Raw genomic sequence first — 13,047 nt, forward strand, 5'->3', positions numbered from 1 at the left:
CGCCGCCCGGCCTGGCGGGCGCGCCGGCGCCGACTGCGTGCGGCGACGGCGGCGAGGACCGGAGGAGCGGACCGGGACGGGCGGCTCCGTCGGCGGCGCGACGCCGAACGTCACCCGGCAGGGCGGCCCCGGCACGGAGACCCGCACCCGGTCCGGGGGCGGCGGGCCGCCGGGCGGGCCGCCGGCCGAGGACCCCGGTCCCTGACCCCGAGGACCTCCGCGGCGGCGGGGCGGGCGACCGTCCCCCGGCCTCGTACGTGATGATCCTTGCAGCCGGTCCACGGCCGCTCCACGGCCCGGGGACCCGCTCGTCCGGCACCGTTCGTCACGTCCCAGAGGAATCCGCCATGCGCGCCACCGCCATCCCGTTCGCCGTCTCCGCCCTGTGCGCCGCCCTCCTGCTGACCGCCTGCGACGACGGGGGCAGCGGCGGCGGCACGGACGACGGCGGCGAGGCCGCGCCGACGGGCACGGCCTGCCGGCTCGACGAGGTCGGCGTGCAGGTCGAGGCGAGCCCCGCGCCGGCCGCCGGGGACACCGGCACCGTCTCGGTCGTCCTCACCAACAACGGCTCCTCGTGCACCCTCGACGGCTTCCCCACCGTCACCCTGGCCGCCGGCACCACCACGGTGGACGTCCCGCGCGACCAGGCCGCCGCGGCCCAGCAGGTGACCCTCGCCCAGGGCGCCACCGCGTCCTTCACCGTCACCTACGCGCGCGGCGAGGCGGGCGGCGCGCAGAGCCTCGCCGCGCGCAAGGCGACGTTCGGTCTGCCCGGCGCCTCCGGCACGCACAGCTTCACCTGGTCCTACGGCGAGGTCGCGCTCGAGGGCGAGGGCGCGCCGGACGCCTCGGTGACCCCGTTCCAGCAGGCCGGCGACTGAGGCGCGGGTCAGCGCAGCGGCCGGCGGGACCTGACCTGGGCCTCGTCGGCCGCCCGGGTCCCCTCCGTCCAGCCCGCCGCGTCGCCGACGCCGCGCAGCCGGGTCGTGGTCGTCTCGGGGAACAGCCGCTCCAGGCGGTCGGCGACCGCGGCCTCGCGGGAGGCGAGGACCGGCAGCACCTCCGCCGCCTCGGCCGCCGTCCCGGTGGCGGCGTGCTCGGCGGCGGCGCGCAGGCGGGTGCCGACGCGGTGGGCGTAGGCCGCGAGGAAGGACTGGCGGAAGGTCTTGGTCCGCTTGCGGCCGCCCGCGCGCTGCGCCGCCTCCGCCCTCGTCATCGCGGCCTCGGCCTGCACCAGCAGCGAGGTGTAGAGGAGTTCGACGGCCTCCAGGTCGGCTTCGAAGCCGACCACGGTGGAGAAGCCGAAGGGCTCGTTCCACACCGCCCGGCAGTGGTTGGCGGCGGCCACCGCGTCCAGCAGCACCGCCTTGGCCTGCTCGTACGGCGGCTCCACGCCGATCCGGCAGGCGCCGGGGGCGTCGGGATCGGGCGCCCGTGCCGCCAGCAGGGCCTCGTCGACGCTGTACCGGGCCATCAGCTCCTGCGCCTTGGCGCTGAGGGCCTCCGCCTCCTGCGGGTACGCGGTCGCCTCGGCCTTGGCGAGCAGCGCGCGGATGCGGGCGAGCGTGCGGGACTCCGGGCGGGAGGCGGACGCCGGCTCGTCGACGGGTTCGAGCGCGGGCAGCCGCAGCAGCAGGCGGTACAGCTCCAGGACGGCCGTGGCGTGCGAGAAGCGGTCGGTGCGCGGCGGCGCGTCGGCGGGCAGCGCGTCGAGCTGTGCGGCCCAGCGGCGCCCGCGCGGACGGTCGCGCGCCGCCTGCGCCCGGATCAGCGCCGCGGCCAGGCGGACGTGCCCGTCGTCCAGCTCGCGGCGCACGATCCGCACGACGTCGGCGGGCTGCCAGCCGCGCCGCCAGGCCGTCGCCACGAACTCCTCGCCCCGGCGGGCCAGTTCGGCGTCCGCCGCCGGGTCGGCCGCGAGCAGGGAGGCGGCGGTGTCGAGGGCGGCGTCGGCGTTCCGGGCACTCCTGGTGTTCCGGGTGTTCCGGGTGTTCCCCGCGCTCTCGTAGAGGGCGGTCCGGAAGGCGCGGTCGACGGTGCTGGACGTGCTCACCCGGTGATGGTGCCACGGCCGGCGGTGTCGTCCCGTTCCCCGGGATCCGGCCCGGAGCGCGGGAGCGCCCGGGCGACGGGACCCCCTCCTCAATTGTCAACTTCCGGTTGACACCTCCGGGCCGTCAACCTACGGTTGACACATGACGACGAACCCCGACTTCACGTCATCCGTACGCCTCGACGACCTCATCAGGGTCATCAAGAAGGTCCACGCCGAACCCCTGGAACAGCTCCAGGACGCGGTGCTCGCCGGCGAGTACCTCGGCGAGGTGGCCGACCACCTGATCGGCCACTTCGTGGACCAGGCCCGGCGCTCGGGCGCTTCCTGGACGGACATCGGCAGGAGCATGGGGGTCACCCGGCAGGCCGCGCAGAAGCGCTTCGTGCCGAAGGAGTCCGCCGGCCTCGACCCGAACCAGGGCTTCAACCGCTACACGCCCCGCGCGCGCAACGCGGTGATGGCCGCGCACGAGGCGGCCAGGGCGGCGGGCAACGCCGAGGGGGTGCCCGAGCACCTCGTCCTCGGCCTGCTCGCCGAACCGGAGGGCCTGGCCGCGAAGGCGATCGCCGAGCAGGGCGTCACCCTGGACGCGGTCCGCGAGGCCGCCGCCGCGGCGCTCCCGCCGGCCGTCGAGGAGGCCCCGGAGCTGGTGCCGTACGGCTCCGCGGCGAAGAAGGTCCTGGAGCTCACCTTCCGCGAGGCCCTGCGTCTCGGCCACAACTACGTCGGCACCGAGCACCTGCTGCTGGCCCTGCTGGAGCACGAGAACGGCACGGGTGTGCTCAGCGGTCTCGGCCTCGACAAGGGCAGGACGGAGGAGTACCTCGCCGAGGCGCTGTCGCTGATCGCGCGGGAGGGCGCGGAGCAGGAGGAGCAGCCGGACCGGGACTGAGACCCGGTGACCGGGGCCGGGACCCCGTTGTCGGACCCGCCTGGCACACTCGCGGCATGGCCGACCGGTGGGCGCTCGCCCCGGCCGAGGACGGCGGCGTGGAGATCGCCCCCCTCGGTCCGGACGGGCTGCCCGCCGGCCCGGTGCGGTGGGAGCCGGACCTCGCCGAGGCCGTGCGCAGCCGCCCCGGCGTCACCCGGTGGGTGTGGCGGTCCACCGCCGAGGTCTACCCGCGCCTGCTCGCCGCGGGGGTGCGCGTGGAGCGGTGCTACGACGTCGAGGACGCCGAGAACCTCCTCCTCGGCCACGAGGGGCGCCACGGCGAACCCCGCTCGGCCGCCGCCGCCCTGGCCCGGCTGCGCGGCGGCCCCGTACCGCCCGACCCGCCGCAGCGGTCCGCCGAGCCGGGCGCGCAGTCCCCGCTGTTCGAGCCGCGGGGCGCGCACGTGCCGCTGGCCGACCTCGCCGAGGTCTACGCCGAGCAGCAGCGGCGGCACGAGCGGACCGAGCACCCGGACCGGATGCGGCTGCTGACGGCGGCCGAGTCGGCGGGGATGCTGGTGGCCGCCGAGATGAATCACGCGGGACTGCCCTGGCGGGCCGACGTGCACCGCGAGGTGCTGCACGACCTGCTCGGCGAGCGGTACGCGGGCGGCGGCGAGCCGCGCCGGCTGGCCGAGCTGGCCGACGAGGTGTCCGCCGCGTTCGGGCGCCGCGTGCGGCCCGACCTGCCCGCCGACGTCGTCAAGGCGTTCGCGCAGGCCGGGATCAGGATCGGATCCACCCGCCGCTGGGAGATCGAGTCCGTCGACCACCCGGCCGTGAAGCCGCTGATCGAGTACAAGAGGCTGTACCGCATCTGGGTCGCCCACGGCTGGTCCTGGCTGCAGGACTGGGTGCGGGACGGGCGGTTCCGGCCGGAGTTCCTGGCGGGCGGGACCGTCACCGGGCGCTGGGTGACCAACGGCGGAGGCGCCCTGCAGATCCCCAGGGTGATCCGGCGGGCCGTGGTCGCCGACCCCGGCTGGCGGCTCGTCGTCGCCGACGCCGACCAGATGGAGCCGCGGGTACTGGCGGCGATCTCCCGCGACCCCGGTCTGATGGCGGTGGCGGCCCGGGAGACCGACCTGTACCAGTCGGTGTCCGACCGCGCCTTCTCCGGCGACCGCGCCCAGGCCAAGCTCGCCGTGCTCGGCGCGGTCTACGGCCAGACCTCCGGCGACGGCCTGCGGAACCTCGCCACGCTGCGGCGCCGCTTCCCGAAGGCGGTGGCGTACGTCGACGAGGCCGCCCGCGCGGGCGAGGAGGGACGGCTCGTGCGGACCTGGCTGGGGCGCACCTGTCCCCCGGCGGCCCGGGCGGCGGAGGATCCGGCCGGGGAGGCCGGCATCCCCGTGGCGGAGGAGGACGCCGAGGACCGGCCGCGGGTGCCCGGACACGCCACCGCCGACGCCCGCGCGCGGGGCCGGTTCGCCCGCAACTTCGTCGTCCAGGGCAGCGCCGCCGACTGGGCGCTGCTGCTGCTCGCCGCGCTGCGGCGGGCCTGCGCCGGCCTGGCGGCCGAGCTGGTCTTCTTCCAGCACGACGAGGTGATTGTGCACTGTCCCGAGGAGGAGGCCGACGCGGTCGTCGCCGCGATCCGCGAGGCGGCCGACCTCGCCGGACGGCTGACGTTCGGCGAGACGCCGGTGCGGTTCCCGTTCACCACGGCGGTGGTGGAGTGCTACGCGGACGCCAAGTGACCGACGGTGGCGGAACGCCGCGCCGGCACCGGACGACCGACGACGGCGGCGGCGAACTGCCGTACCGCTGCGGCCTGGTCAGCGTACGTCGGCCTCGGCCGCGGCCTCGTCCGTCGCTTCGGCCCCGGTCCCGGCCGCTGCCTCGGCCGCGGCGATCAGCTCCCGCAGTTCCCCCAGCACGGTCCGCTCGTCCGTCCCGGCCAGCGCCGCGAGAGCCCGGCGCCACTCCTGGTACGCCTCCCGGTCCTGGCCCCGCTCCCGCAGCAGCAGCCCGTGCTGGTGCCGGGCGAGGCCGCCCATGTAGCGGTCGGCGCGGGCGTCGGCGCGGCGCAGCAGCTCGGCGCACTCGTGGGCGGCCCGCTCGGTGCGGCCGAGCAGGCGCAGGGCGCGGACCAGGCCGAGCCGGGTCTGGGACTCGCCGTGCCAGTCGCCGTGGCCGCCGAGGATGCGCAGGCTCTCCTCGAAGTGCTCCGCGGCGGCGGCCGGCTCGCCGAGGGTGAGGTGGGCGTACCCGATGTTGCAGTGCGCCGAGTGCTGCACGATCACGTTCCCGATCGCGTCGCCGATGGCGAGCGACCGCCGGTGCTGCTCGATCGCGGCCCGCGGGTCGGTGTGCTCGTACAGGTTGCCGAGGTGGCTGTAGGTGACGGCCTCGCCGTACGGGTCGTTCAGCTGCCGCGAGAGTTCGAGGCTCTGCCGCAGCGCGTCGCCGGACTCGGCGTGGCGGCCGAGCCCTTCGAGGAGCAGGCCCCGGTTGTTCAGACAGCGGCGGATCCAGGAGAGCACGCCGAGCCGCCGCCAGATCGCCAGCGCCCGGTCGGTGAGGGCGAGGGCGTCGCCGTGGCGGCCGGTGAGGAAGTGCAGGCCGGCGAGATCGCCCAGCGCGTACGCCTCGGCGGCCTCGTCACCGAGCCGTCGCGCCACGTCCAGGGCGGCCCGGCCCAGCACCTCCATCTCCGCGACCCGGCCGCTGCGCTGGACGTACGGGAAGACGAGCCGGACCAGGACCAGCGCCCAGGCGGCCCGGCGGTCGTCGGCGTTCCCGGTGCTCCCGGTGTCGTCGGCGTCGTCGGTGTTCCCGGCGTATCGCTCGACCAGCGCGACGATGTTCTCCAGCTCCGCGTCGCCCCAGGCGAAGGCGTCCTCGGGCGCGGGGAAGGGGGCGACGGCCGTCACGTGCGCCGCGTGCTCGGGCGGCTGCGCGGCGGTGGGGCGGCGGCGGTCCTCCCGGTCGAGGCCGGGTTCGACGATGGCGGTGAGGGTGCGCTCGGCGACGGCGGCGTACCAGCGCAGGGCGATCTCGGCGACGTCGCCGCCGGGACCGTCCCCCGCGCGCTCCCCTTGCGCGAGCTCCCGCGCGAAGTCGCGCACCAGGTCGTGCGGCGCGTACCGGCCGTACGCCGTCTCCTCCAGCAGGGCCACGTCGACGAGGCGGTCGAGGGCGGCCTCGGCGCGGCGCTCGTCGGTGCCGGTGAGGCGGGCCAGCAGCGGGGCCCCGTACGCGGGCAGGTCCAGCGCGCCGATGCGGCGCAGGGCGAGGGCCGCGTCCCGGTCGGCCTCGCGGTCGGAGGCGGCGAGCGCGTCGTGCGCGACGGCCAGGGAGCGGCGGACGCTGAGGTCGTCGTACTCCAGGTGGTGCAGGCGCCCTTCCGTGGCGGTCAGCTGGCCGGCCAGCACGTCCGGGGTGAGGACCCGGCGGGCGGCGAGCCGGGCGGCGACGACGCGCAGGGCCAGCGGGAGGCGGCCGGTGAGTTCGACGAGGGGGTGGGCGGCGTCGATGCGGTCCGGGCCGTCCGGGCCGTCGCGGCCGGAGGCCGCCCGCAGCAGGGCCGCGCTGTCCTCGGCGGACAGCGGGGCGAGCGGGAAGCGGCGGGCGCCGTCGAGCGCGGTGAGCGGCGACCGGCTGGTGACGATCACCGCGCAGCCGGGACCGGCCGGCAGCAGGGGACGCACCTGCGCGGCGTTCGCGGCGTCGTCCAGGACCATCAGCGTGTGCGTCGGTGCGAGCAGGGAGCGCAGCAGCGCGGCCGCCGCGTCCGGGTGTTCCGGGATGGCACGGGGGTCGGCGCCGAGGTCGCGCAGCAGCGCGGCGAGCGCCTGGCCGGGCGTCAGCGGGGCCATGCCCGGGGTGGCGCCGTGCAGGTTGACGTACAGCTGCCCGTCGGGGAAGCGTTCCCGCAGCTCGTGGGCGATGTGCAGGGCGAGCGCGCTCTTGCCGACCCCGGCCATGCCGGTGATGACCGCGACGGCCGGGTGCGGGCCGGGGGTGAGGGTGCGGCGCAACTCGTCGAGCACGGCGGTACGGCCGGTGAAGTGGACGGGCGGCGGCGGGAGCTGGGCCGGCCGGAGCGGCTGGAGGGCGCCGGGAGCGGAGGGCTCCCCGGCCTGGTGGGGCTTCGGGGGATTCCGGGTCCCGGCCGGCGCGCCGCCGTCCTGCGGTGAGGTCTGCGCGGTGCCGCGCAGCACCTCCAGGTGGGCCTCGCGCACCGCCGGGCCCGGCTCGACGCCGAGTTCCTCGACGAGGCGGTCGCGCAGATCGCGGTGGACGGCGAGGGCCTCGGCCTGGCGGCCGGTGCGGTGCAGGGCCAGCATCAGCTGCCGGTGGTACGCCTCCCGCAACGGGTGCTCGGCGGCCAGTGCCGCCAACTCCGGGACCAGGCCGGCCAGCCGCGTGCCGCCCAGGGCGAGTTCGGCGTCGTAGCGCCACTCCAGGAGCAGCAGCCGCGCTTCCTGGAGGCGCTGGGCGAAGGCGTAGCCGCCGATCTCGGACGGCAGTCCGGCCAGCGGCGTGCCGCGCCAGAGCGCGAGCGCCGTGGAGCACGCGCGCACGACGCCCGCCCAGTCGCGCCCGGCGTGCGCGGCGCGCGCCGCGGCGACCTGGGTCTCGAAGACATGGACGTCCAGCTCACCCTGCTCGACGCGCAGCACGTATCCCGACGGCACCGACCGCAGCCGCTCGGGGTCGTCGAGCAGCCGGCGCAGCCGGGCCACGTGGTTGTGCAGCGAGGCCTGCGCCGACGGGGGCGGGGCGCCGCCCCACAGCGCCTCCTTGAGCGACTCGACGGAGACGGCCCGGCCGGCTTCGAGCAGCAGTACGGCCAGCAGGGCCCGCGCCTTGGGGCTGGAGAGGGGACGGACCCGGGCGGGGGCCGCGGGGGCGCCGACCGCGGGGGCGAGGGCTTCGGCCGCGGAGCCGGGGACGTCGGTCCCGTCGCCCCGGACGTCGTAGAGGACCGGCGGTCCCAGCAGTCCGAACCGCAGCTCGCACCGCAGTTCGCACCGCATCACACCGCCCCGTTGCCTTCCCGCGCACCGCGCCCGGATGCGCCCTTCCCGCGGACACCCACCGTTCCTGGCGGATTCCCACCCACTTCGCGATGGTTTTCCGCCACCTTCTTCACGACGGCCTCCGCCAGAATCCGCTACTGTTCGGTCATCCTCCGCCGCCCTGGGGCGACTTCACGCCAACCGGCCCACGACATCGCGGGGAGCCGTTGGCCACATGTTAGCGACCCGTTGGTGCGACCTGATGTGATCACAACATCGGATCTGGCCCGGGGGCGCACGCGTACGACGCGTCGCTCGGGGGAGTGTCGCCGCCGCGGCCGGATCCGGGGACGAACGAGGGCCCCGGCCGGCGGAGGTGACCGATCGGGGCCCTCGCCCGCTTTCCCCCGCCCTCCGTGCGCGGCCGCCGATTCTCCTCGCACGCCGCCCGCGTCACAGCACGGGCGGCCGTCCCAGCCGGCTGAGCCGCCACACCGTCCGCCAGCGCATGGGCCGCCGCTCCCCCGCCGGCTCCCGCACACCTTCCGCGAACCCCCCGAACCACGCGCGCAGCGCCCCGGGCGACGACCGGTTCCGCACGACGGTCAGCAGCACCCACACCGCCAGGTGCACCGGGACGAGCGGCAGCGGCAGCCGGCGCCGGACCAGCCAGACCCGGTTGCGGGCGTTGACCCGGTGGTAGATGGCGTGCCGGGCGGGCGAGGTCTTCGGGTGCCGGAGCAGCAGTTCGGGCGCGTACAGGATCCGCCAGCCGGCGTCGGCGGCCCGCCAGGCCAGGTCGGTCTCCTCGTGCGCGAAGAAGAACTCGGCGGGCCAGTCGCCGATCCCGTCCAGCATCGCCATCCGCAGCGCGTGCCCGCCGCCGAGGAACCCGGTGACGTACCCGCCGCGCAGCGGGCCGGCGGCGCCGAGCCGGGGCACGTGCCGCCGCTGGGTCTCGCCGTGCTCGTCGGCGATGCGGAAGCCGACGATGCCGAGCCGGTCGTCGGCCGCGTACAGCTCCCGCACGCGGCGCAGTACGCCGGTCCCGACGAGCAGGCCGTCGTCGTCCAGCTCGACGACGACGTCGATGTCGCCGAACGCGCGGAGCCGGGCGATCGCCGCGTTGCGCCCGCCGGGGCAGCCGACGTTCTCGTCGAGCTCGACGGTGGTGACCCGCCCCGGCAGCGACAGCCGTTCGGTGAAGTCGGGGAGCGGACAGCCGTTGCCGACGATCACGATCCGTTCGGGCGGGAGGTCCTGCTCGGCCACCGACTCCAGCAGGGCGTCGACCTCGTCGGGCCGGTCCCCCATGGTCACCACGGCGACGGCGAGCCTCGGCTCCCGCATCCCCGCACCCCCTGTCCCGGCTGTCGGCGGCTGTCGGCGGCTGCGCCCGCGATGCTAGCCGTTCACGGTGGGGACTTCCCGAGTACGCCGCGCCGTTCCACCCCTTCGGCCGCGTGCGGGGCCGGAGAGCGGCGGCGGCCGGGCCGCGCGAAGGACCCCGGGGACGGTGCGATCGCTTCCGGGACCGCCCGCCGAACCGGCCCCTGCCCCCTCACGGAGGGCGCAGACGCCCGGAGCCGAGGCGGACAGGGCCCGCAGGGGCACCCGAAAACTCGGCAGAACGCCGAAAGGCCAGGTCACGAGGTAGGTGACCTGGCCTTGTACGGAGCCGCCTTCGGGATTCGAACCCGAGACCTACGCATTACGAGTGCGTTGCTCTGGCCATCTGAGCTAAGGCGGCGCGCTGCCCGCACCATGGTGCGATCGGCAACGTCGGTAAGTCTACACAGTTTCCGGGGATGCTCCGACCACGGTCCGGAAGCAGGCGTTCCGGCCAGTGAGGGAGGGACTATGAGCAGCGTTTTCCGTCCGTGGGCGGGGTGCCGCGCAGGAGGTAGGCGTTGATCGTGGAGTCGATGCAGCGGCTGCCGCGGCCGTAGGCGGTGTGGCCGTCGCCCTCGTAGGTGAGGAGGCGGCCCGAGGAGAGCTGGCGGGCCAGGGACCGCGCCCAGCGGTACGGGGTCGCCGGGTCGCGGGTGGTGCCGACCACGACGATCGGGGCCGCGCCCCTCGCCTCGATGCGGCGGGGCTCGCCCGAGGGCTGCACCGGCCAGTACGCGCAGCTCAGGGAGGACCAGGCCAGGCCTTCGCCGAAGACGGGGGACGCCTTGCGGAAAGCGGGCAGGGCCGTCCGCAATTGGTCGGGCGTGTCGAAGGCGGGCGGGAGGTCGAGGCAGTTCACGGCGGCGTTGGCGGACATCAGGTTGCTGTAGCCGCCGCCGGCGTCGCGCTCGTAGTAGCTGTCGGACAGGGCGAGCAGGCCCGTGCCGTCGTTCCTCCTCGCCGCCGCGGCCAGTGCCTGGCGCAGCTGCGGCCAGGCGCCCTCGTCGTACATCGCCGCGATGACGCCCGTGGTGGCCAGGGACTCGGTGAGCCTGCGGCCGCCGGCGTCGCCGGTGGGGACGGGGCGCCGGTCCAGCCTCTCCAGGAACGCCTTGAGGTTCCGGCCGGCCCGCTCCGGCGAGGTGCCAGGGCCGCCCAGCGGGCAGTCGGGCCGGCGCACGCAGTTCCGCGCGAACGACCGGAACGCCGTGTCGAAGCCCGCGGTCTGTTCCAGGTTCAGCCGCCGGGCGGGCAGGGAGGGGTCCATCGCGCCGTCCAGGACCAGCCGTCCCACCCGCTGCGGGAACAGCCCGGCGTACGTCGCCCCGAGGAACGTTCCGTACGACGCTCCCACGTAGTTCAGCTTCCTGTCCCCCAGCACGGCGCGCAGGATGTCCATGTCCCGGGCCGCCTCGACGGTCGACACGTGCCGCAGCAGCTTCGGCGAGCGGGCGCCGCAGCCCTCGGCGAACCTCTTGTAGGAGGCGACGAGTTCGTCGGTCTCGCGCCGGTCGTCCGGTGTGATGTCCGTCCGCGTGTACGCGTCCATCCCCGGCCCGTCCAGGCACTGCACCGGCTCGCTGTGGGCCACGCCCCTCGGATCGAACGCCACCATGTCGTAGCGGGCGCGGATCCCGGCCGGGTAACCGAGGCCGGCGTACTGCTGCAGGTAGCCGACCGCCGAGCCTCCGGGGCCGCCCGGGTTGACCAGCAGCGAGCCGATCCGCCTGCCCGGGCCGGTGGCCTTCTTGCGGGACACCGCGAGGCGGACGTCGCCCGCGGCGGGGCGGGCGTAGTCCAGCGGGGCCTTCAGCGTGGCGCACTCGAAACCGGCGGCGTCGCAGCCGCGCCAGATCAGTTTCTGCTTGTAGTACGGCGACAGGGCCGCCGGCGTGGCCCGGGGCAGCGCGGCCACCGCCGAGCCGGTGGAACTCGTGGCGCTCCCGGAGGAGCAGGCGGTGGCCAGCAGCGCGGCGGTCAGGAGGAGGGCTCCGGTGCGGAACGTGCGGAGAGTGCGCCTGGTGTGCATTGAGCGAGCGTAACTCTGTGCGACGAAATGCTCACCCTGTGCGCGCTGTGTGCCACGTACGGGTTACGTCTTGTGCGCTCCGTTGCCTTCCGGGAGGTCTTCCGCGCCCCTTGGAGATCCCCCGGCGCCTCCCGGAGGACTGCCTGCCGCCCTCCGGGAGATGCCCCGGGCCTTCCGGTGTCTTCCGGATGTTCCCGGCTTCTCCCGTCGCCGCCTGTTGCCGTCCGTCCGTCGTCGTCCGCTGCTCGCCGGGCGCCCTCCGGGTGTCTTCCGGGCTGCCGTCGGCCCGGTCCGGGGCACGGGTGCCCGGTCAGCCCAATCTGAGGGCCATCGTCATCGCCTCCACCGCGAGGAGCGGCGCCACGTTGCGGTCGAGGGCCTTGCGGCAGGCGGCGATCGCCTCGATGCGGCGCAGGGTGGACTCCGGGGTGCTGCCGCGGGCGAGGCGCTCCAGGAGGTCCTCGGCGTCCGCGTTGGCGATGGCCACCCGGGAGCCGAGCTGGAGGGCCAGGACGTCGCGGTAGAAGGCGGTGAGGTCGGTCAGGGCGAGGTCGAGGCTGTCGCGCTGGGTGCGGGTGCGGCGGCGCTTCTGCTTGTCCTCCAGGTCCTTCATCACCCCGGCCGTGCCGCGCGGCAGCCGGCCGCCCTGGGCCGCGCCGAGGGCGGCCTTCAGCTCCTCGGTCTCCTTGGTGTCGGTCTCCTCGGCGAGCTGCTTGGCGTCCTCGGCGGCCGCGTCGACCAGTTCCTGGGCGGCCTTGAGCGCGCCGCCGATCTCCTCGACCCGCAGCGGCAGCTTCAGCACGGCGGCGCGGCGCTCGCGGGCGGCCGGGTCGGTGGCCAGGCGGCGTGCCCGGTCGACGTGGCCCTGGGTGGCGCGGGCCACCGCGGCGGCGACGTCGGGCTCGATGCCCTCGCGGCGTACGAGCATGTCGGCGACGGCGTCGACGGACGGCGTCCGCAGGTTGAGGTGGCGGCAGCGGGACCGGATGGTCGGCAGCACGTCCTCGACGGACGGGGCGCACAGCAGCCAGACCGTGCGGGGGGCGGGTTCCTCGACGGCCTTGAGGACGGCGTTGGCGGACTTCTCGTTCAGGCGCTCGGCGTCCTCGACGAGGATGACCTGCCAGCGGCCGCCCGCCGGTGAGGTGAACGACTTGCGGACCGTGTCCCGCATGTCGTCGGCGAGGATCTGCGTGCCGACGGCGGCGACGGTGGTGACGTCGGCGTGCGTGCCGATCAGGGTGGTGTGACAGCCGTCGCAGAATCCGCAGCCGGGTGCCCCGCCGAGGGCGCGGTCGGGGCTCACGCACTGCAGGGCGGCGGCGAAGGCGCGGGCCGTCTGCGTGCGGCCGGCACCGGGGGGGCCGGTGAAGAGCCAGGCGTGCGTCATCCTGGACGCCTGCGGGAGAGGGGCGTCGGCCGCGGCCGCCGTGACCAGGGCGTCGGCGTCGCGGGCGGCCGCGTCGAGCACGGCGCACACCTTCTCCTGGCCGACCAGGTCGTCCCATACGGTCATGGGTCACGCCGCCCTTTCGTCCTGCTTGGGGTACGGGATCCATTGTGGGGGTGACCACTGACAGCACCCGACTCGCGGTGGAGGCGGGGGCCGGGGGTCGGGCCGGGGGCCGCGGGCGGGCGCCCGGAGGAGGCGGGCCCGCGGCCCGGA

General features: G+C 75.9%; 8 protein-coding genes, 1 tRNA gene and 1 pseudogene. 4 read left to right on the forward strand and 6 right to left on the reverse strand.

What is annotated here, in order from left to right; all coding sequences use genetic code 11:
* Together ABD363_RS22705 and ABD363_RS22710 are read left to right on the forward strand one after the other, a co-directional pair.
* Positions 1-205: pseudogene (locus tag ABD363_RS22705) on the forward strand (translation initiation factor IF-2); the annotation flags it as partial.
* Between the two features lie 142 nt (positions 206-347).
* Complete coding sequence (locus ABD363_RS22710) at positions 348-884, forward strand: DUF4232 domain-containing protein (RefSeq protein WP_344606505.1); 537 nt, start codon at positions 348-350, stop codon at positions 882-884.
* Positions 885-892: 8 nt separating this feature from the next.
* On the opposite strand, the gene ABD363_RS22715 is transcribed toward ABD363_RS22710, so the two are convergent.
* Positions 893-2,056 carry a DUF2786 domain-containing protein gene (locus ABD363_RS22715; RefSeq protein ID WP_344606507.1) on the reverse strand — a complete coding sequence of 388 codons (1,164 nt, stop codon included), beginning with the start codon at positions 2,054-2,056 and terminating at the stop codon, positions 893-895.
* A gap of 142 nt (positions 2,057-2,198) precedes the next feature.
* Between ABD363_RS22715 and ABD363_RS22720 the strand changes: the two genes are divergently transcribed.
* Together ABD363_RS22720 and ABD363_RS22725 are read left to right on the forward strand one after the other, a co-directional pair.
* Positions 2,199-2,951: a Clp protease N-terminal domain-containing protein gene (locus ABD363_RS22720; protein WP_344606509.1), complete on the forward strand. Its 753-nt coding sequence runs from the start codon at positions 2,199-2,201 to the stop codon at positions 2,949-2,951.
* Between the two features lie 56 nt (positions 2,952-3,007).
* Positions 3,008-4,693, forward strand: coding sequence for a bifunctional 3'-5' exonuclease/DNA polymerase (locus tag ABD363_RS22725; protein WP_344606511.1), 1,686 nt, complete (start codon positions 3,008-3,010; stop codon positions 4,691-4,693).
* A 78-nt stretch (positions 4,694-4,771) separates the two neighbouring features.
* Here the strand turns inward: ABD363_RS22725 and ABD363_RS22730 are convergent, their stop codons facing one another.
* From ABD363_RS22730 to ABD363_RS22750, 5 genes are all read right to left on the reverse strand, one after another.
* Complete coding sequence (locus ABD363_RS22730; protein WP_344606513.1) at positions 4,772-7,978, reverse strand: AfsR/SARP family transcriptional regulator; 3,207 nt, start codon at positions 7,976-7,978, stop codon at positions 4,772-4,774.
* A gap of 435 nt (positions 7,979-8,413) precedes the next feature.
* Positions 8,414-9,310 carry a glycosyltransferase family 2 protein gene (locus ABD363_RS22735; protein ID WP_344606515.1) on the reverse strand — a complete coding sequence of 299 codons (897 nt, stop codon included), beginning with the start codon at positions 9,308-9,310 and terminating at the stop codon, positions 8,414-8,416.
* A gap of 326 nt (positions 9,311-9,636) precedes the next feature.
* Positions 9,637-9,710, reverse strand: a tRNA-Thr gene (locus ABD363_RS22740).
* 108 nt (positions 9,711-9,818) lie between these two features.
* Positions 9,819-11,381 (reverse strand): alpha/beta hydrolase, encoded by a 1,563-nt coding sequence (locus tag ABD363_RS22745; protein WP_344606517.1) that lies wholly within the window; start codon positions 11,379-11,381, stop codon positions 9,819-9,821.
* A 310-nt stretch (positions 11,382-11,691) separates the two neighbouring features.
* A complete protein-coding gene (locus ABD363_RS22750) occupies positions 11,692-12,897 on the reverse strand; it encodes a DNA polymerase III subunit delta' (RefSeq protein WP_344606519.1) in 1,206 nt (401 codons plus the stop codon).
* Between the last annotated feature and the right edge of the window lie 150 nt (positions 12,898-13,047).

The sequence above is a fragment of the Streptomyces glaucus genome (genome assembly GCF_039533365.1).
Lineage (GTDB): Bacteria > Actinomycetota > Actinomycetes > Streptomycetales > Streptomycetaceae > Streptomyces > Streptomyces glaucus.

Excerpts from the sequence above, each read along its gene's own strand:
- ABD363_RS22710 (WP_344606505.1), top strand. The coding sequence starts at position 348 with ATGCGCGCCACCGCCATCCCGTTCGCCGTCTCCGCCCTGTGCGCCGCC.
- ABD363_RS22720 (WP_344606509.1), top strand. The coding sequence starts at position 2,199 with ATGACGACGAACCCCGACTTCACGTCATCCGTACGCCTCGACGACCTC.
- ABD363_RS22725 (WP_344606511.1), top strand. The coding sequence starts at position 3,008 with ATGGCCGACCGGTGGGCGCTCGCCCCGGCCGAGGACGGCGGCGTGGAG.
- ABD363_RS22730 (WP_344606513.1), bottom strand. The coding sequence starts at position 7,978 with ATGCGGTGCGAACTGCGGTGCGAGCTGCGGTTCGGACTGCTGGGACCG.
- ABD363_RS22735 (WP_344606515.1), bottom strand. The coding sequence starts at position 9,310 with ATGCGGGAGCCGAGGCTCGCCGTCGCCGTGGTGACCATGGGGGACCGG.
- ABD363_RS22745 (WP_344606517.1), bottom strand. The coding sequence starts at position 11,381 with ATGCACACCAGGCGCACTCTCCGCACGTTCCGCACCGGAGCCCTCCTC.
- ABD363_RS22750 (WP_344606519.1), bottom strand. The coding sequence starts at position 12,897 with ATGACCGTATGGGACGACCTGGTCGGCCAGGAGAAGGTGTGCGCCGTG.